18 protein-coding genes are annotated in these 18586 nt (G+C 61.3%); 11 read left to right on the top strand and 7 right to left on the bottom strand.

Annotated elements, in window-relative coordinates:
- Positions 1-16 precede the first annotated feature (16 nt).
- Complete coding sequence (locus ACP7C6_RS26090; RefSeq protein WP_122684227.1) at positions 17-1663, bottom strand: GMC family oxidoreductase N-terminal domain-containing protein; 1647 nt, start codon at positions 1661-1663, stop codon at positions 17-19.
- Positions 1664-1971: 308 nt separating this feature from the next.
- On the opposite strand from ACP7C6_RS26090, the gene ACP7C6_RS26085 reads away from it, so the two are divergent.
- A complete protein-coding gene (locus ACP7C6_RS26085; protein WP_028619605.1) occupies positions 1972-2862 on the top strand; it encodes a LysR family transcriptional regulator in 891 nt (296 codons plus the stop codon).
- A 24-nt stretch (positions 2863-2886) separates the two neighbouring features.
- Here the strand turns inward: ACP7C6_RS26085 and ACP7C6_RS26080 are convergent, their stop codons facing one another.
- The 4 genes from ACP7C6_RS26080 to ACP7C6_RS26065 all read right to left on the bottom strand — a co-directional run bounded on the left by ACP7C6_RS26080 (position 2887) and on the right by ACP7C6_RS26065 (position 7944).
- Positions 2887-4746: a DUF3857 domain-containing transglutaminase family protein gene (locus tag ACP7C6_RS26080; protein WP_426109433.1), complete on the bottom strand. Its 1860-nt coding sequence runs from the start codon at positions 4744-4746 to the stop codon at positions 2887-2889.
- A gap of 147 nt (positions 4747-4893) precedes the next feature.
- Positions 4894-5994, bottom strand: coding sequence for a DNA alkylation repair protein (locus ACP7C6_RS26075; RefSeq protein ID WP_426109432.1), 1101 nt, complete (start codon positions 5992-5994; stop codon positions 4894-4896).
- Between the two features lie 34 nt (positions 5995-6028).
- The gene (locus ACP7C6_RS26070) at positions 6029-7375 is read right to left on the bottom strand and encodes a glutamine synthetase family protein (RefSeq protein WP_068931778.1); all 1347 of its coding nucleotides are present in this window, start codon (positions 7373-7375) and stop codon (positions 6029-6031) included.
- A gap of 11 nt (positions 7376-7386) precedes the next feature.
- Positions 7387-7944 (bottom strand): helix-turn-helix domain-containing protein, encoded by a 558-nt coding sequence (locus ACP7C6_RS26065; protein ID WP_010211306.1) that lies wholly within the window; start codon positions 7942-7944, stop codon positions 7387-7389.
- On the opposite strand from ACP7C6_RS26065, the gene ACP7C6_RS26060 reads away from it, so the two are divergent.
- The 3 genes from ACP7C6_RS26060 (at position 7943) to ACP7C6_RS26050 (ending at position 10078) form a co-directional block, all read left to right on the top strand.
- Positions 7943-8359 (top strand): DUF4440 domain-containing protein, encoded by a 417-nt coding sequence (locus ACP7C6_RS26060; RefSeq protein ID WP_236639997.1) that lies wholly within the window; start codon positions 7943-7945, stop codon positions 8357-8359. The two genes, ACP7C6_RS26065 and ACP7C6_RS26060, sit on opposite strands and share 2 nt — an antisense overlap.
- A 140-nt stretch (positions 8360-8499) precedes the next feature.
- Positions 8500-8808, top strand: coding sequence for an RcnB family protein (locus ACP7C6_RS26055; protein ID WP_028619610.1), 309 nt, complete (start codon positions 8500-8502; stop codon positions 8806-8808).
- 76 nt (positions 8809-8884) lie between these two features.
- Positions 8885-10078: an MFS transporter gene (locus ACP7C6_RS26050; protein ID WP_311895566.1), complete on the top strand. Its 1194-nt coding sequence runs from the start codon at positions 8885-8887 to the stop codon at positions 10076-10078.
- On the opposite strand, the gene ACP7C6_RS26045 is transcribed toward ACP7C6_RS26050, so the two are convergent.
- Positions 10041-10313: a DUF1652 domain-containing protein gene (locus ACP7C6_RS26045; protein ID WP_028619612.1), complete on the bottom strand. Its 273-nt coding sequence runs from the start codon at positions 10311-10313 to the stop codon at positions 10041-10043. The two genes, ACP7C6_RS26050 and ACP7C6_RS26045, sit on opposite strands and share 38 nt — an antisense overlap.
- Positions 10314-10420: 107 nt before the next feature.
- Positions 10421-11911 carry a PAS domain S-box protein gene (locus ACP7C6_RS26040; RefSeq protein WP_068931779.1) on the bottom strand — a complete coding sequence of 497 codons (1491 nt, stop codon included), beginning with the start codon at positions 11909-11911 and terminating at the stop codon, positions 10421-10423.
- Between the two features lie 173 nt (positions 11912-12084).
- Here ACP7C6_RS26040 and ACP7C6_RS26035 point away from each other — a divergent pair, with 173 nt between their 5' ends.
- The 7 genes from ACP7C6_RS26035 (at position 12085) to ACP7C6_RS26005 (ending at position 18549) form a co-directional block, all read left to right on the top strand.
- On the top strand, positions 12085-13053 hold the full coding sequence (locus ACP7C6_RS26035) for a hypothetical protein (protein ID WP_068931780.1): 969 nt from the start codon (positions 12085-12087) through the stop codon (positions 13051-13053).
- Positions 13054-13138: 85 nt separating this feature from the next.
- Positions 13139-13942, top strand: a complete 804-nt coding sequence (locus tag ACP7C6_RS26030) for a helix-turn-helix domain-containing protein (RefSeq protein ID WP_426109431.1) — start codon at positions 13139-13141, stop codon at positions 13940-13942.
- Between the two features lie 623 nt (positions 13943-14565).
- Complete coding sequence (locus tag ACP7C6_RS26025) at positions 14566-15384, top strand: ABC transporter ATP-binding protein (RefSeq protein ID WP_236318676.1); 819 nt, start codon at positions 14566-14568, stop codon at positions 15382-15384.
- On the top strand, positions 15381-16145 hold the full coding sequence (locus tag ACP7C6_RS26020; RefSeq protein ID WP_028619617.1) for an ABC transporter permease: 765 nt from the start codon (positions 15381-15383) through the stop codon (positions 16143-16145). The genes ACP7C6_RS26025 and ACP7C6_RS26020 overlap by 4 nt, the downstream gene beginning before the upstream one ends.
- A 24-nt stretch (positions 16146-16169) precedes the next feature.
- Complete coding sequence (locus tag ACP7C6_RS26015; RefSeq protein WP_122684240.1) at positions 16170-17210, top strand: ABC transporter substrate-binding protein; 1041 nt, start codon at positions 16170-16172, stop codon at positions 17208-17210.
- Complete coding sequence (locus ACP7C6_RS26010; RefSeq protein WP_426109429.1) at positions 17207-18091, top strand: PhzF family phenazine biosynthesis protein; 885 nt, start codon at positions 17207-17209, stop codon at positions 18089-18091. The genes ACP7C6_RS26015 and ACP7C6_RS26010 overlap by 4 nt, the downstream gene beginning before the upstream one ends.
- Positions 18088-18549: a RidA family protein gene (locus ACP7C6_RS26005; protein WP_028619620.1), complete on the top strand. Its 462-nt coding sequence runs from the start codon at positions 18088-18090 to the stop codon at positions 18547-18549. The genes ACP7C6_RS26010 and ACP7C6_RS26005 overlap by 4 nt, the downstream gene beginning before the upstream one ends.
- The last annotated feature ends 37 nt before the right edge of the window (positions 18550-18586 follow it).

Raw genomic sequence — 18586 nt, 5'->3', positions numbered from 1 at the left:
GGTCTGGCGCCGCTATTCAGATTGCATGAACCAGTTCTTTCTCCGGGGCGAGACTCCTTGTATTCGGCGAAAGGATCAGCTGCGCGGCCTTCTCCGCGATCATCAGCGTAGGTGAACAGGTGTTGCCGGACGTGATGCGCGGCATGACCGACGCATCGGCAATGCGCAAGCCAGGCACGCCATGCACCCGCAGTTGTGCATCCACCACCGCGTCTTTATCGCTGCCCATGCGGCATGTGCCAACCGGATGAAAGATAGTAGTACCGATACGCGCGGCGGCTTCATGCAATTCGTCTTCGGTTTGCAGCGAATCGCCTGGCAGGTATTCCACTGGCTTGAACTGGCTCAGCGCCGGGGCGGCGACGATACGGCGTGTCAGGCGGATCGCATCAGCGGCCACCCGCAAATCTTCCGGATGGCTGAGGTAATTGGGGCGGATCAGCGGTGCATCCGCCGGGTTGGCCGAGCGAATGTCGATGCGTCCGCGACTTTGCGGGCGCAAGTCGCAGACCGATGCGGTAAACGCCGGGAATGCGTGCAGCGGTTCGCCGAAACGCTCAAGTGACAGCGGCTGCACGTGGTATTCGAGGTTGGCCGAGGTCTGTTCCGGACCCGAGCGGGCAAATGCGCCGAGCTGGCTGGGCGCCATCGACAATGGGCCGCTGCGGTCATACAGGTAGCGCAGGCCCATGCCCATCTTGCCCCATAGCGTGCCGGCGATCTGGTTGAGGGTGCGGGCGTTTTCCAGTTTGTAGATCAGCCGCAGTTGCAGGTGGTCCTGCAAGTTGCCACCAACGCCCGGCAGTTCGTGCAGTACGTCGATGCCCAAGGGGGTGAGCACACTGGACGGACCGATTCCCGAACGCTGCAAGATGCCTGGCGACCCCACGGAGCCGGCGCACAGGACGATCTCCTTGCGTGCCTTCCAACTCAGTTGCTCGCCCTGCTGGCGTCCGATTACCTGGGAGGCGCGGCCGTTTTCCAGCAGTACGCGGTCGACCTCCACTTCGGTCAATACTGTCAGGTTGGGTCGTTGACGGACCGGCTTGAGGAACGCCTTGGCCGCATTCCAGCGCACGCCGGCCTTCTGGTTGACCTGGAAGTAGCCGCAGCCTTCATTGTCGCCCTGGTTGAAGTCATTGATGTTGGCAATACCACTTTGCGCGGCCGCATCACGGAAGGCATCGAGGATCGGCCAGTGCAGGCGTTGCTGTTCGACGCGCCATTCACCGCCATCGCTATGGAACTCCGAGCCACCGGCAAAGTGGTTTTCACTCTGCTTGAACAGCGGCAGCACGTCTTTCCATGCCCAGCCCGCGTTGCCTTCTGCGGCCCAGCCGTCGTAATCCTGAGCCTGGCCGCGCATGTAGATCATGCCGTTGATGGAGGAGCAACCGCCCAGCACCTTGCCCCGTGGGTAACTCAGCGCACGGCCTTGCAGGCCTTCCTGGGCTTCGGTCTTGAAACACCAGTCGGTGCGTGGGTTGCCGATGCAGAACAGGTAGCCGACGGGAATGTGGATCCAGGGGTAGTTGTCACGGCCGCCGGCTTCAAGCAGCAGCACGCGGTGGGCAGGGTTGGCGGACAGTCGATTGGCCAGTAGGCAGCCCGCGGGGCCGGCGCCTACGACGATGTAATCGTATTCAGCAGTTGCAATGGGCATCTGAGGCCTCGCTTGTTTTTCTTATTGGCTCCATCCTAGTTGTTAGTTTTCGTCTTAAAAATGTTAGTTTTTACCCAGCTGCTGTGCGTTTTTAAACAGCATGACCCTTGGGGCTTTGCTCAATGTAGTGAGCGAGCTTGCTCGCGCTGGGGCGCGAAGCGGCCCCTCCTGCATGCAAACGCGGTTTTTCAGATGCAACGAGGCTTCCGGTTTTGGGGCTGCTGCGCAGCCCAGCGCGAGCAAGCTCGCTCACCACAGGTACCGGGTACAGCTTTAGACAGTATTTATGTCCAAGTGAGGGAGGCGTCATGTTCGACTGGAACGACCTGCGGTATTTTCTGGAGCTGCAGCGCAGCGGCCGCTTGCTCACCGCCGCGCAACGTCTGAAAACCACGCATGCCACCGTGGCCCGGCATATTGAGGCGATCGAGAAAAGCCTTGGCACCGCGCTGTTCGTGCAGCATGCCCAGGGCTACGAACTGACGCCGGCCGGCGAAGCGCTGCTCAAGCACGCCGAAGCCATGGAAAACGTCGCGCTGTTGGCCGAAGACGAACTGACCCACTCCGCCGCGCCCTTGGGCAAGATCCGCCTCGGCGTGGCCGAAGGCTTGGGCGTGATGTTCCTGGCCAGTCGCATGGGTGGGCTATTTGATCGCTACCCCGGGTTGGAGGTGGAATTGGTGGCGGTGCCACGCTTTGTCAGCATTCTCAACCGCGAAGCGGAGATCAGCATCCACCTCGAACGCCCCAGCGTCGATCAACTGGTCACCCGCAAACTCACCGACTACCGCCTGGCCCTCTACGCCAGCCGTGCCTATCTGGACCGCAACCCACCGATCGAAAAGCGCGAAGACCTCGCCGCGCACGCGTGGATCGATTACGTGGACGACTTGCTGTTCAGCCAGGAACTCAAATTCCTCAGCAGCTTCTGCCGCAACCCCAAGGTGGTGTTCCACAGCACCAGCGTGATTGCCCAGCACCAAGCCGCGCGCTCCGGGTTGGGGATTGCGGTGTTGCCGTGCTTCATGGCGGCCGGCGACCCGGAACTGGTGCCGTTGCTGCCGGGGGAGGGGATCCAGCGCAGCTACTGGATCAGTTCGCGCCGGGAGTTGCACAAATCGGTGCGGCTGCGGGTGTTGTGGGATTACGTGGTGGAGTTGTGTGCGCGGGAGCAGGGGTTGTTGTTGGGCGAGGCCTGATGCCAGGCCTGCCCAACAGAGGGGTTAGAGTTTCACCACCTGATGCACCTGCTCCGCGCAAGCCCGTGCATCCTCAATCATTTTCCCGAACGCCTTGCTGACAATCTCATCACGGCTCAACCAACGCACCTTCTGGCTCAGGCGATAGTGATAACGCAGCCCGCCATTCTCCTGCGAACCCTGCAGGTCCAAGTCATACCACGGCGAACGCACCTGGCAACCCGGGATGGTTTTTTCCATCCGCCCGCCGCTCAGGGTGATGCTGTAGTCATGGGTTTGCGGGTTGCCCAGATCAAGCTCGGCCTGCTGCCCTTGGCGGCGGTAGTTGATAAAACCATCCCAACGACCCTTGAGCGATTCATCGCTATATACGTAGTCATTCGCCAGCTTTTCCAGCGCACGCTGATCAGTCATTTTGGCCGTGACGGTATAGCCGTCATGCACCACAAAGCCGGTGGCCGGGCGAGTGATCTGGCAGTCGCTGATCTCGTTGCCGAAGTTGGCGCAGATGTCCTGGTCGGTGGCGGTGCTGCCTTGCTGGCGGTCGGCGACGCTCAGTTGCATCAGCGGCAGGCGACTGAAGGTGATCGTGGCCTGGGTCGCGCCGTCGCCTTGTTTGTCGTAGTGCACCTGTTTGTCCAGGCGCAGGGTGGTTTCGGGGCGTTCCAGCGGGATATGTTCCTCGCGCACCTGACCCTGGGCGTCGTTGACCAGCACCCAGCGGTCCTGGATATCGGGCATGACCTGGCCGGGGGCGAACACCGGGTTGGTCGGGTCGAGCCACCACACCTGGCCGTCCACTTCGGCGCGCACGATGGCGTGGTTCGGCGCCTGGGTGCCGGGGATCAGTAGCGACTCGACCACATCGCCCCGGCTGACCCAGGCGGTCTCGGCCTTGATGCCACTGGCCTTGAGCAAGGCGGTCAGCAGGATTGCCAGGTCCTTGCAGTCGCCATAACCGTGTTGTTCGATTTCAGCGAGGTTGAAGGGCACGTAGCCGCGCTCTGTCGCCCGCCAATCACCCAGGTAGCGATAGTGATCGTTGATGTGCTGCATTAATGCCGCAACCTGTTCGGCCGGTGCCAAACCGCGCACGGCAACCACGGCAGCAGCACCTTGTGGCGGCAGGTTGGCACCGAGGATCTGGTTGTAGCGCTGCGCGAACGCACCGAAGTACGCTTGGCGCTCCAGGGCGCTGCCTATCTCGATACGCGGGATGCGCAGCAACGTGGCGTTGGAGGCTTCGTTGATGTAGTTGAGGTAGGTCGGGGCCTTTTGCACCACGTCCAGGGTCTTGCCATTCTGCGACGGCGTTACGCTGAAACCCTCGAACAGTTCGCTGCGCCACTGGATGGGGCGCTCGGCAGTAAAACGCGCCTTGAACCGGTCGCGCCGCGCCGGGCTGGCGCCGAATTTGAGCACGTAGTGAAACTGGGTCATCAAGGGTTTGGCGGCGTGGTGCTCGCGCACGGTGTAGCGAATCTGCGTGCCGACGCGCAGGTTGGGGAAGGCCAGCGAGGTCTGTTTGTTGCGGCTGAAGCCCTGGTCCGGATTGGGCGCGGTGCGGGTGTCGATCTGCGTCGCATCCAGCGCCACTGGCTTGGCGCCGGGCTGGGTGGACTGCGCGCTGATCACTTCAAAGGTGTCGCCTTCGGAATAATCGAAGTCGATGCGCGAGAGCATTTCGCGGCCGCTCGGCTTGAGGATCGTATAGCGGTAGGTGGTGGTGCAGTCGGTACTGGCGTCGCGGTTGAAGTGGCAGTGCAGCTCGGTGTCGCTGGCCAGTGGTGCTTCGGCCAGGGGTTGCAGCGCGGCAAACACGCCAGGAGCAACAAGCCCCAGGCTGATGGCAATCAGGGGGCGGTGAAACGAAAAACGGTACATGGGCGCCTCGGGTGACACATTGAAACAGCTACCCGGTGGGTAGCGAGAAGGCGCTGGATGATAATGGATCGCAACTGAGAAAGCCAGGATTGTTCGACAATTTATGTGGCTGAAAGGCCCGTTCTAGAGCCTTTTCTTTGATTTGTGTCAGTCGTTTCGCAGTTCGAAGTCGGCGCTGGCAAGCCTCTCGCCGTTGATCAACACATGGACGACATGCTTGCCGGGGTAATGCTTACGCGTGGTCAACTCGCGGATATGTTGCTCACGTCGGATGCTGTGAAGTTCGCCAGCGCCGAGAGTAAACGCCTTGAGCTTGAACACCTTTGCGGCACTGTGGCCGGCGCTTTTCACGTAGTCGATGGCGTAGTCCACCACCAGTTTCTGCGGGGTAATGGCGGTGGACTCCAGGCTGAACGACAGGTTGATGCGGTCGCCCAGGTTGATCACCGCCGGCGTGACCTGTAGGTGGTGGATCTTCACCTCGGCCTTGGCGCCCGCACCCATGATCGTCAGCGCGCGGGTGTTGCCTTGCTTGATCAGGCTGCGCAGGGCGTGGCGGGCGATCCACGCGGTGTGCGGGTTATCCAGGTTCCAACCTTCGATCAGACTGAGCACCCATTCCGGGTGGTCCTTGGTGATGTCATTGAGGTGGTTGGCCACGGACTTGCGTACGTAGAGGCTGTTATCGGCCTTGAGGTTGTCGAGGATCGACGCACACAGCTCGGGGTTGGCCTGCACTTCGGCCAAACGGAATGACCAAGGCAGGCGCGGACGTGAACCTTCGCTGGCCAGGCGGCGCACGTGTTCGTTGTCATCCAGCGACCAGGTTTGCATCACCGCCAGCGTGCGCGGGAAGTCGTGCAGCAGAAAGTGGCGGATGGCGAATTCGGCGGAACCAAAGGTGGTGAAGTATTTAAGAGCTGCCATGGAGCGCTTGAAGTCGTGCAACCCGTAACTTGCCACGAAATGCGGCAGGAACAGGCTGACGAACGCGCTGTTCAAGCGTGGGGCCAACGCGTAAAGCACCTTTAGGGTTTGCGGGTAATCCAGCGGGATCACCGCATGCAGGCTCTCGCTGACCCGCGCCATGCGCTGCATCACCGACAACTCGGCCAACCCGGCCTTGGCGTGCTTGAGGAAGCCCTTGGCGTCGAACGCCGGGTACACCGCTGTCATTTCATCGGCGATGTGTTGCAGGCGTTCGACGTTAAAGATTTCCTTGAGGGCCGGGGCGCTTTGGTCGGTCATCGGTGATTCCGGTGGCGGTTAGAGAAAGTGGCGGTTAGAGAAACCAGCGGTATTCCCGCGCGTTGATCTCTTGTTGGAAGGCCAGGTGGTCCTGGCGTTTGTTTTCGCAGTACACGTCGACAAATTCGGCCCCCAGCTTATCGCGCAATACCGGTTGGTGCTGCATGGCACGTACCGCGTCGAGCATTTCCAGTGGGAAGTCGGTGCCACTGCTGCGATCTTCGTTCAGCGGGGCGATGGGTTCGCGCTTGGCTTCCAGGCCGTGTTCCAGGCCGACGAGGATCGCCGCCAGCACCAGGTACGGGTTGGCATCGGCACTGGCCAGCCGGTGCTCGATGCGCAGGTTGCGTGGGTCGGACTCGGGAATGCGCACGCACGCGTCACGGTCTTCAAAGCCCCAACTGGCACGGGTAGCGGCGTTGACCGTACCGCCCAGGCGGCGGAAGGCGTTGTGGTTGGGCGAGAAGATCGGCATGCAATGGGGCAACAATTCCAGGCAGCCGGCCACAGCGTGCCGCAGCGGTTGCTGCTGGTGCGCCGCCAGCAGGTTATTGCCAGCGCCGTCATACAGGCTGACATGCACATGCATGCCGCTGCCGGGGTATTGCAGGTACGGCTTGGCCATGAAGCTGGCGCGGTAACCGTGCTTGAGCGCCACGCCACGGGTGCTGCGGCAGAACAGGGCGGCCCAGTCGGCGGCGCGCATGCCATCGTCGAGGTGGCCGAAGTTGATCTCGAACTGGCCGGGGCCGATCTCGGCAGTGATCACCGTGATGTCGATGCCCTGGTCCTTGGCGGTTTGCGCCATATCGTCGAGCACTTCGCCGAAGCGCGAAAGCCGTTCGATATGCAAGTTGGGCTGGTCGTCGGCGTCATCGCTCAGTGGGTCACGGGCGAATTGTGGCAGGCCGTTGTCGAGCTTTTTGTCGAACAGGTAGAACTCCAGTTCAAACGCCACCACCGGGTGGATGCCCTTGTGCTGGAGGCGCTCGAGCACCTTGGCCAGCACTTCGCGGGGTTCGAATTCGATGGGCGCTTCGGTGCCGTCCGAGGTGATCAGCATCTGGCCGAGGGGCTGCGACTCCCAGCTCACCGGCTTGAGCGTGCCTGGCACCAGACGACGGTTGGCATCCGGGTCGCCGTCGTTGAAGCAGTAATCACCAATCTTGAACAACCCGCCCTGAACCCCCAGCAGCACGGCGTTCTGCGGTAGCTTCAGCGGGCTGCCGGCGGCGACTTTTTCCAGCATCTCGATGGGGTAGCGCTTGCCGTAGAAGTGCCCGGGAATGTCCAGGGCGATCAGGTCGACGTAGCGCACATCGGGATGGTTCTGGCGAAAGGTCCGTACTTCGGCCAGTAACGTGGAGGCATGGCTTTTCACGGGTGCAACTCCTAGTTGTAAACCCACAACACGCGGGCGGGCAGGTCGGTCAGGTTGGCGTAGCGGCAATGGGCGAAGCTGGCCAGGTGGAAACTGTCGCCTGGGCCGAGGGTGACCGAGTCGGCCTCACCTTCAACCCACAAAGTCAACTCGCCTTCCAGCACAAAACCGGCTTGTTCGGCGCGATCGCTCATGGTTTGTTCACCGCTGTTGGCACCAGGGGCCAACAGGCTGTCGAGCATCGAAAAGGCGCCATTCATGCTCGGTGAGACGAGGATGTCGGTGATGCCATTGGCGTAATACACCGTGCGCCGCTCGTTGGGGCGGGTGATCCAGTCCACGGCCTTGGGTTTGGGCTGGCTGTAGAAATAGGTGGTGGGCACGTCGAGGGCGTGGCTGATGGCGGTCAAATCCGCCACGGTCGGGCGGGACAAACCGCGCTCGACCTGGGACAGGAAACCCACGGAACGCTCGATTTTTTGCGCCAACTGCGCGAGGGTGAGCTTCTTGTGCTTGCGCAGGTCGTGGATGAGTGCGGCGAGGGTGGCGAGTTCTTCTTGTGGGGTCATGAAATTTATTTCGATAAATTTCATGAAAAATTACAGGATTTATTTCATGGAGGCAATGAGCATGGATTTACACGCGCACTTGTTCGGGCTGGAACAGGCACTACAGCAAAGCGCGACCCGTTCGGATACAAGGCGGTTGGCACGATTGCTGGCCGATGATTTTGTTGAGTTCGGCGCCAGCGGCCATGTGTGGGGCAGCAAGGCCGAGGTGATCGACGGGCTGCAGGATGAGGTGTTTTCTGCGCGCAGCATGACCGAGTTCGTGGTGAAAATGCTGAGCGAGCATGTAGCGTTGGTCACCTATCGCTGTCACCGGAACGGAGTCGGGACCTCGTTGCGCAGCTCGGTATGGCGGGCAGAAGAAGGGCAGTGGCAGATGGTGTTCCATCAAGGCACACCCTTGGCAGTTGATTAGCCATTGCGGTGGCGAGGTGGCTTGTTCCCGCTGGGCCGCGAAGCGGCCCCAACCCATTGGGGCAGTGAGAGGCCCGATGGAATGATCACGCATCGCAGCGGTCCGAACCTGGGTACGCATCATTCATTGAAGGAGCACCCATGAAAGCCAAATCCCTGATTGCCAGCCTGCTGGTCGCCACAAGCTTGTCCACCGCCAGCTTTATCGTGCAGGCCGGTGACACCCCCCAGGAAACCGTGCAACCTTCGAACATCAACACCCGTGACCTGAAAGAGGGTGACCGTGCGCCGGACATGCTGATGCGCAAGGAATCGGCGGTCAGCGACTGGAAAAAGCGCGGCCTCAAGCAGCCTGAGGAAGACAGCCAATGGACGCGGGTAGGCGATAAATTCGTGCTGCTCAAGACCACCAACGGCACCATTCTCGAGATCACCCCCGTCAAGAAATGACCGTGTCGGTAGTGCCTGCCCTGGGTTAAGGTAACCGGCCATAGACGCCGCGTTACCTTCAACGATCGAGAGCAGGATGCTTGCCACAATAAGAAACTACCCCCGCACCGTAAACCTGCTGCTTTCGGCCACGCTCATGCTGACGCTGGCCAAGGCCATCACCTTTCCCTACCTGGTGATTTACCTTACCCACCGCTTTGCCCTCGACATCACCCAGGTTGGCCTGGTCATCGGCAGCTCGCTGATCGTCGGCTCGTTGCTCAGCGTGTATGGCGGTTTCCTTGTCGACCGCATCAACAGCTACCGGTTGTTGCTGGGGCTGAGTGCGCTGTTTGTACTGGGCTTTATCGGCACGGTGCTGGTGCAGCATTTCTGGGTGTTCTATGCCTGCCTGATCCTGATCAACCTCGCGTACGCGGTGATCGATATCGCCGTCAAAGCCGGCTTTGCCAGCCTGTTGCCCGAAGAGGCGCGCAGCGAAGTGTTTTCCATCAAGTACACCCTGACCAATGTCGGTTATGCCGTGGGGCCTTTTTTCGGGGCGATGATTGCCAAGTTGGATATCAGCTTGCCGTTCATCCTCTCGGCGCTGTTGGGGGTGGGCTTTTTCCTGCTGTATTGGCGCTGGGGCGACCGCACCCTGACCACCGTGGATGCCACGCAAAAGCCGGTGCCATTCCTCGCCGTCGGGCGGGTGCTCTTAAGGGATCACCGCCTGGTCTGCTTCACCCTCGGCGGCGTGCTCAGTGCGGTGGTCTTCGGCCAGTTCACCGCGTGGCTGTCGCAATACCTGGTGACCACCACCACAGCCGAATACACCTACACCGTGGTCAGCGCCGTGCTGACCACCAACGCGGTGCTGGTGATTGCCTTGCAGTACGTGATCGGGCGGCGTATTTCGCATCGCTACCTGGGCCAATGGCTGATCGCGGGGCTGGGCATGTTCATGCTGGGAATCGTCGGGTTCGCGCTGTCCACCAGCGTGTTGTGGTGGGTGCTGGCGATGGCGGTGTTCACGGTGGGGGAGATCATCGTGTTTCCGGCCGAGTACATGTTTATCGACCGCATCGCCCCGGACCACCTGCGCGGCATGTACTACGGGGCGCAGAACCTGTCCAACCTGGGTGCCGCGTTGGGGCCGGTGTTGTGTGGGCTGGTACTGGCCAGCCTGCCGGCCTACTACATGTTCTACATGCTGGGGGCGTTCATCGTCGCAGGCGGGATATTCTATTTCATTGGTGCGTCGTTGAAGGCAAGTCATCCAGCGTGAGCTTGCCCATGGTGTTGCTCTGCAGTTCGTAGCGCAATTCTTCCACCATCTTTTCGACTTCTTGCGGGGTCTGCAGTCGGTTGGTGCTGATCCCGGTCACCACCAGATCCACACGGCCGGTCTCGGCGTCGTAGACCTTGAGGGTCAGGGACGCGTCCCGGCACAGGGTGAATTCACACGTCAGCGGCGACAGGCCTTCTTCGATGCAATTTCGCAGTTGAGAGAGGGTAAACATGCGGGTTCCTTCAGGCATAAGTTCGATGCTTGAAGGTTATGGCGTGCTGCCCGCTGCAATAAGGCGAATTCGCACTAAGTGCACTAGTGCATTTGTACTTCCACGGTCTATTTCTTGAGGCGCAATTCCCCGGCAAACAGCCCGCGTTCACGGGCCCAGACGATGGCCGCACTGCGGCTGTGCACTCCCAGTTTCGAGTACACCGTGGCCACATGGTTACGCACCGTGTTGGGCGCCAGTTTCAAGCGCGAAGCGATCTCCTTGTCAGCCAAGCCTTCGCAGATCAGCCCCAGCACATCGCGCTCCCGGGCGGTGAGGTCGGTGAAGGCGACATTGGGTTGGCTGGGGCTGTTGACGCTCTTGGCGTTGGCCAGTTTTTCGATAAGGGTCTGGCTGAACCAGGAGGCGTCCTGCATCACTTCTTCGATGGCCGCCACCAGTTCCAGCTCCGAGCGTTTGCGTTCGGTGATGTTCATCATCACCAGCAGATAGCAGGGCACATCCTGGATGATCACCGTGTCGGCGGAGACCACGCAGTCGATCACCTCGTTGCCTTTCTTGCGCACTTTGAGGTCCTGGCCGTCGAGGTTGCCGGCTTTTTCCAGGTTGGCGAACAACTGCGCGGCCGCCTGCGGGCTGTCGATAAAGTCGATGTCTTCGATGGACTTGCCGATCAGCTCCTCGCTGGTATAGCCGGTGATGCTCATGAAGGCTTCGTTGATGTCCACCACCTGGCGGTTGGCGGCGCTACACACCAGGGTTGGCACGGGCGTCAGGCGGAACGATTTGGCGAAGCGCTCCTCACTCTGGCGCAGGGCGATTTCCGCCTTTCGGCGCGGCTCCAGGTCCATGAAGGAGAACAGCATGCAGTCCTCTTCGTTCATGTCCAGCGGTTGCCCCGCGACGATCACCAGTTTGCTGCCGCCCTCAGGCAGGCGCAGCTCGGCCTGCATCTGCGGGATGGTCGCACCTTCGCCCAGGCGCTGGATGGCCAGGTCTTTGCGCTCGGCCTGTTCCAGCACGTCCAGCTCATAGACGGATTTACCGATGACCTGGTCGCGGTTGTAGCCGGTCATCTCCAGAAAGCCCTGGTTCACCTTGATGTAACGCAAGTCACTCAGGCGACAGATCACCGCCGGCGCCGGGTTGGCGTTGAAGGTTTTTTCGAAGCGCTGTTCGGCGCTGGCCCATTCGGTGGCGTCGCTGAGGATCAGCACCAGCAATTCCGGCTCACCGTGGGAGTCACTGATCACCAGGCTGCGCAGGCGATGGACCCAGGTTCTGTCGGCGTCCTCGGTGGGGGAAACTTCCACCACCACGTCACTGAACTCTTCGCCAGCGGCGACGCGGGCGAGGGGGTAGTTCTCCAACAGCACCGGGTGGTTGTTGCGATAGCGCAGGGCAAATCGTTCGGCGTAGGCCTGGGTATTGGCACCCAGTGCAGCGACGTCATCGATGCCGTGCATGTTCAGCGCAGCTTCGTTGGCCCAGAGGATGGTTTGGTCGACTTCCGCGAGGATGATGCCGTCGGATACCCCGGAGACAATCTGCTGCAGTTGGCGGCGGTTGGTTTCTTTGGCGAGGACATCCTGGGTCATGGTTTCTCCGGGTTTTAGACGCGTGGAATTACGACACCGGGGCTTCAGGATAGTGCAGACCAATTGCCTGGGGTGGGGTGCAAATGCACTATTCATCCCGGTGCATTTGCGCGGGGACGAGCGGTACTTGGCTCGCCAGACTGAGGCGGTCAATAACGCAAAAAGGATCAATCATGACCCCTGTCTATGAAACCAACCGTTCGCCGTTTCGCGTGTCCTGGAGTGCGGTACTGGCCGGGAGTGCAATTGCCCTGGTGAGTTACCTGGTGCTGAGTGTGTTGGGCACCGCCATCGGCGCCAGCGCCGTCGACCCCATGCAAGCCGGCAACCCTTTGAGTGGGTTCGGCACGGGCGCCGGGATCTGGCTGTTTGTCTCGACCCTGGTCGCTGTTGGCCTCGGCGCCTTTGTGGCGGGCCGCACGGCCCCTGATCGCGGCGGCCTGCACGGCGTACTGACTTGGACCCTCACCACGCTGCTCACCACCTGGCTGCTGGCGGGCTTGGCCGCCAGTGTCGTCGGCACCGCCGGCAATGTGGTAGGTAAAGGCCTGTCGGCTGCCGGCAGCGGCATTGCCGCGGTAGCACCGGGCATTGGCGACAGCGTCAAGCAGCAGTTGAACGAGCAGGGCATCCAACTGGACTGGAACAGCCTGCAAGGCGAGCTGGACACCTTGCTCAAGCAAAGTGGCAAGCCTGAACTGGACCCGGCCAACGTCGAACAGAAAACCGACCAGGCCGCTGCCGATGGCAAGCAGTCGGCGACCGCCGCAGCCAGCAACCCTGCCCAGGCTGGCGATGCGTTGAAGCAATGGTTCGAACGCGTCAAGGCTTCCGGTGAGCCCGCGCTGAATGCAGCGGACAAAGACGCGTTGGTCAATATCGTTGCGGCCCGCACCGGCAAGAGCAAGGAAGAAGCTACCCAGATCGTCGACAACTACGCCCAGGCCTATCAGCAGGCCATGCAAAAGGTTGATGAACTGAAGCAACAGGCCGAGCAGAAAGCCCGTGAAGCCGGCGAAGTCGCGGCCAAACAGCTCTCCCGTGCGGCCTGGAGCACCTTGGCCATGCTGTTGTTGGGCGCGGCCTTGAGCTTCCTGGTAGGGCGGATGGCCCTGACCACGCGCCGAGTGCCGTTGGCTTAACAATGCTTGCAGCAGGGACGCTGCTTTTCACTGGCATCAAACATGCTAGTGTCAGCATTTCAATACCCACCGGCAGTGCCTGGCGATGCGTGATATCTACAGCGTCTTCAATTCCAATGGCGCCTATGAAACCGGTGCCCATGCCCATGACGAGTTCATGCTCATGGTGCCCGAGCATGGCTTGCTGCGCTTCAAGGACGAAGACAGCGGGCGCAGCACCTCGGTGATCGACCGCCAGTTCGTGCTGGTGCCGCCGCAATGCAGCCATTCTTCCTCATCACTCACGGCCAGCCAGGGCCACCTGGCGTTCTACGTCGACCCTGACTACATGTGCTACGCCCTGCGTGACCTGTCCGGTGACGCCAACTGCCTGCTGCGCGTGCCCACCCTGGGCATCTGGCAAACCTCCGCGTCGCTGCACCATTTGTTGCTGGCGAAAAAAGCCTTCAGCCAACCCGACCCCTACGTAGATCGCCGCCGCCAACTGGCCCAGGCCGATCACCTGTTGTTGCTCGAATGCCTGGCGATCTCCCTCAGTCAGCCGAGCCTGCAACGCTCTTCCACCGAGCGCCATGGCGCCATGTTGGTGCGCGATGTGAAAGCCTACGTGGAAGGCAATCTCGAGCATGCGCCAGGGCTGGATGACATTGCGGCAGTGTTCCATCTGTCCCGCCGACACCTGACCCGCCTGTTTGCGCAGCACACCGGTGAGACGGTGTTGGCCTATGTGCAACGGCTGCGCCTGGAACGGGCGCAGACCCTGCTTCGGCATACACGCCTGTCAGTGCTGGAGATCGCCAACAACGTCGGCTACGAATCGCCATCGCACCTGGCCCATGTGTTCCGCCGGGTGTTGGGCATCTCCCCGGATGAATGGCGCCGTAGCTGACACCAGCACAAACCACAATGCGAAGCGAGCCGTTCTTGATCGTGATCGTGATCGTGATCGTGATCGTGATTTTGATCTGGCTTTTGATCTCAGGCGGCCCCCCCCAAATCCCTGTCGGATTACGGGCATACCGAGCCTAGGCGAGGTACCGAGTGTTGGGGCAAGAGCCCTTTTGGCTGGGCCGGCATTCCGGGCTCTTTTCCAGAAGTGACCCGCCGTAAGGGCGGAACCATAAGTGGCCGTTACCTAAATAACGGATATGTACCCGATCAGATCCAACATCCAGGTCGGCTGTCAGGCCGCCTTCGCAGGCAAGCCAGCTCCCACATTTGGATTGCGGTGTGACAATTAGATTGTGGTCGGCTGTCAGGCCGCCATCGCTGGCAAGCCAGCTCCTACAGTTAGATTGCGGTGTGACAGTTGGGTAGTGGTTGTCTGGTAGGCCGCCTTCGCGGGCAAGCCAGCTCCCACATTCGAGTTGGTTCCTCCTGGCGCAACCCCAATCACCGGTGTCCCGATCCCGCGCATGATCCGGCCCGATCCCGTGCGCCACAAATCTGTCATCCCTTCATCCTCTGCTCACCAACAACAGACAAGTCCGGCGTACCGGACGAGGAGGGGCGGTGAGCGCAAAACCCTTTATCCGATTTTCAGGCGTGCAAAAAAGCTTCAACGTCGAGGGCCGCCAATTTGTGGCCGTGCGCAATGTGTCGCTGGAGGTCCAGCGCGGCGAAATCATCACCCTAGTCGGCCCGTCGGGCTGCGGCAAGTCCACCTTGCTCAACATGACCGCCGGGCTGTTCGGCCCCACGGTCGGCGAAGTGCACTACGACGGCGTTGAAGTCAAAGGCGTGAACACCCGGGTCGGCTACATGACCCAGGCCGATCACTTGCTGCCTTGGCGCACGGTGGCGGGCAACATCGCGGTGCCGCTGCAGATTCGCCGCGTGCCCAAGGCCGAGATCGAAGCACGGGTCGAAGAGCTGATGGCGCTGGTAGGCCTCACCGGTTTCGGCGAAAGCTACCCCAACCAGCTTTCTGGCGGCATGCGCAAACGCGCGGCCATGGCGCGCTTGATGGCCAGCGACCCGGAAACCCTGCTGATGGACGAGCCCTTCGGCGCCCTCGATGCGCAAATGCGTCTGACGCTGCAGACCGAACTGCTGCGCCTGTGCCGCAAGCTCAACAAGACCGTGCTGTTCGTCACCCATGACGTCGACGAAGCCATTGCGCTCGCCGACCGCTGCGTGGTGTTCGCCGGTCGCCCCGGCACCATCGACCATGTGCTCGATATCCCGCTGAGCGGTGAACGCAACCTGGTGCAACTGCGCTCCGACGCACGCTACGTGGAACTCTGCGCCGAACTGTGGAAACGCCTGGCGCCCGACGTTGCCGGCGCCGCTGACCCTTCTTCATTGGCTCACTCGCTGGAGGTCGTATGATTCGGGTTTATCGCTTGCTGTTCCTGGTGTTCCTCATGCTGTTGTGGGAAGGCGTGTCGCGCTGGTTTGGCGCGGAATTCTTCATCAGCCGCCCTTCGGCCGTGGGCCAGAGCCTGTGGAAAATCCTGCTCAATGGCGTATTTTTCTACCATGCCGGCATCACCACCCTGGAGGCGGTGCTGGGCTTTTTCATCGGCTCTCTCGCAGGTTTGATCGCAGGCCTCGTACTGGGTCGCGCCAAGTTGCTGGCCGACATCCTCGATCCGTTTTTGACGGCCTTCTACAGCCTGCCGAAAGTGGCGCTGGCGCCGCTGTTCATCCTCTGGTTCGGTATCGGTTTGCCGATGAAAGTCATCCTCACCGCCGCGGTGGTGTTCTTCCTGGTGTTCCTCAACACCTACAGCGGCGTGCGCAACGTGTCCCGCGAGCAACTGACCATCCTGCGCTTGATGGGCGCCAAGGAACGTGACCTGCTGACCATGGTGGTGATCCCCTCGGCCTTCACCTGGGTGTTCACCGGCCTGCGGTTGTCGGTGCCTTATGCGCTGATCGGCGCGCTGGTGGGCGAGATCATCGCGGCCAACCGTGGGCTGGGTTATCTGCTATCGGATGCGGCCTCGCAGTTCGACACCGCCGGCGTGTTTGCCGCTTTGGTTGGGATCATTGTTTTGGCGCTGATCCTGAACACGGCGGTGAAGGTGGCCGAAAGCAAGCTGATGCCGTGGAAAGCCAATGAAGCGGAACGTGAAGTCGCGGTTTAACCCCCCTTGGTTTGGAGCTTGATCATGCATAAGCGTCTTGTGATTGTCGGTCTGTTGTGCGCTGCCTTCCTGCCCGCCGCCCAGGCCCAGGACCTCACCAAGGTCACCCTGGCGTTCCCCAGCGAAGGCTTTCTGTATGTGCCGATCTACGTCGCGCAGAAACAGGGCTACTTCGCCGAAGAAGGCCTGAATGTTGAAGTGATCGTGTTTCAAAAAGGTGGCTCGGCGGCGTTGACGGCCGTGCTCGGTCGCGATGCCGATGCCTATGTTGGTTTGCCTGCGGTCGCAGTGCGCGCGCGGTCCAAAGGCCAGAACGTGCAGGCGTTTGCCGCCGTGCAGACCCAGTTCGGCAGCACCGTGGTGATCGACGGCGAGTCGGCGCGCAAAGCCGGTGTGTCGGCCGCTTCGCCCATCTCGGCGCGTGCCGAGGCGCTCAAGGGCTTGAAGATCGGCGTTACTGGCCCCGGCAGCACCACCGACATGTTGGTGCGCTACCTGGCCAAGGACGCCGGCCTGAACCCGGATAAGGACTTCACCATCATGCCCATCGGCGGTGCGCCGAACATGCTGGCGGCGTTTTCCCAGGGCAGCATCAACGGTTTCTCGCTGTCGCCGCCCACCGTCACCACGGCGGCGCAGCAGGGCGGGTTTGTGCTGATGGACCTGGCCAAGGGCGAATACAAACCCTTGGACGGCTTCCTGTTCACCGCGATGATCGCCCGCGAGGACTGGTTGAGCAGCAACAAGGCCACCGCCGAGAAACTGGTGCGCGCTATTTGGAAAGCCGAACACCTGATCGCCAGCGAACCGGACAAGGCCCGCGAGTCGGTGCGTCCGTACTTCGCCCACACCGATGCGGCGATCTTCGACGCCGCCTGGATGGCTTCGTTGCCGTCCTATCCGGCCACGCCGCGTATCGAAAAAGACGGCGTCGAGAAGAACATCAGTTTCATGAACGCCGTCGAGAATGACCCGGTAACACTCGACCCGCAGCAGGTCTACACCAACACCATCGTCGACGCCGTGGCGCCGACTGTTTCCACCCTCAAGGGAGAGGCGAAATGACGCCCGAGGTTCATCTGGTCAATGTCTTTCCCGCCACCGCGCGTGGCGGCAACCTGGCGCCCACCGTGGCGCTGGCCGACGGCATGAGTGATGCCGATATGCAGCAAGTCGCCCGCGATTACGGGCATGAATGCGGCTTTGTGTTTGCCGCACCGGCCGGCAGCGATTTCGATTTTGCCCTGCGTTTCTGGGTGCCCAACCATGAGATGGAAATGTGCGGCCATGCCACCGTCGGCGCCATTTGGCTGCTGGATCAATTGGGCATGCTGCACAAGGAGCGCCTGGCGCTGTGGACGTTGAGCGGGCGGGTTGATGCACGGATTACCAATGCCGGCACGCCGCAGGTTCAAGTCGAAATCAGCCAACCCAAAGGGCAGGTTGAAACCTTGAGCGACCCGCAGGTGGAGGCCGAAATTCTGTCGGTGTTGGGCATCACGTCCAATGAACTGGCGCCGTTGCCGATCCAGAACGCCCGCACCAGCCGGGTCAAGACCCTGATCGCGCTGAAGAGCGTGGCCGTGCTGGACAGCCTCAAGCCGGACTTCCGCCGCATGGAGCAACTGTGCGAGCACATTGGTTCCACGGGGTTGTATCCCTACGCGTCGTCGGACCTTGAAGGTCGCCAGTTTGATGCGCGACAGTTCCCCAAGTCTTCGGGTTACCCGGAAGACGCCGCCACCGGCATCGCCGCCGCGGCCTTGTCTTTTGGCCTGCTGGAAACTGGCTTGGTGGCCGCTGACGATCGTCCGGTGTACATCCGCCAGGGCCGCGCAATGGGCCGGCCTTCGCAGATTTCCCTGCGCTTTCGTCACGATGCGGCAGGGCAGGTGCAGGGGTGCTGGTTGGGCGGGCATGTGGCGTTTGTCGAGGAGCCCGCATGAGTATTCGCGAGCGTATCGCCGCCTTGGGCTTGCAACTGCCCGAGGCGCCAGGCCCCAAGGGTGACTATGTGCCGGTGACGATTCATGCGGGTGTGGCCTATGTGAGTGGACAAGTGTGCCGGCTGGGCGATGGCGTGATCAGCGGACCGGTGACGGACCAGACCTCGCCAGCGCGGGTGACACAGGCCGGTCAAACCTGCGCGTTGCGCACCTTGAGCGTGCTGGATCAGGTGGTAGGGTTGGAGAACGTCGAGCGCATTCTGTTTGTGCGAGGGTTTGTGTTTGGCGGCGAGGGTTTCCAGCGCTTTTCCAACGTGGTCGACGGCGCTTCCCAGGTGTTGATTGATGTGTTTGGCGAGCAGGGCCGGCATGCACGTTCGGCGGTCGGCGTGGCGGGGTTGCCCAGCGGCGGAATGCTGGAATTGGAGGTCACCGCTGTTATCAAAACAACTGGATGACACATCGGCACTCACCTCAATGAACGCGTAAAATGCC

Origin of the sequence: Pseudomonas sp. TWR1-1-4, assembly GCF_049897165.1 — a bacterium.
Lineage (GTDB): Bacteria > Pseudomonadota > Gammaproteobacteria > Pseudomonadales > Pseudomonadaceae > Aquipseudomonas > Aquipseudomonas canadensis.
Note: the sequence above shows the minus strand (reverse complement) of the source record. Positions and strands in the feature narration are given on the sequence as shown.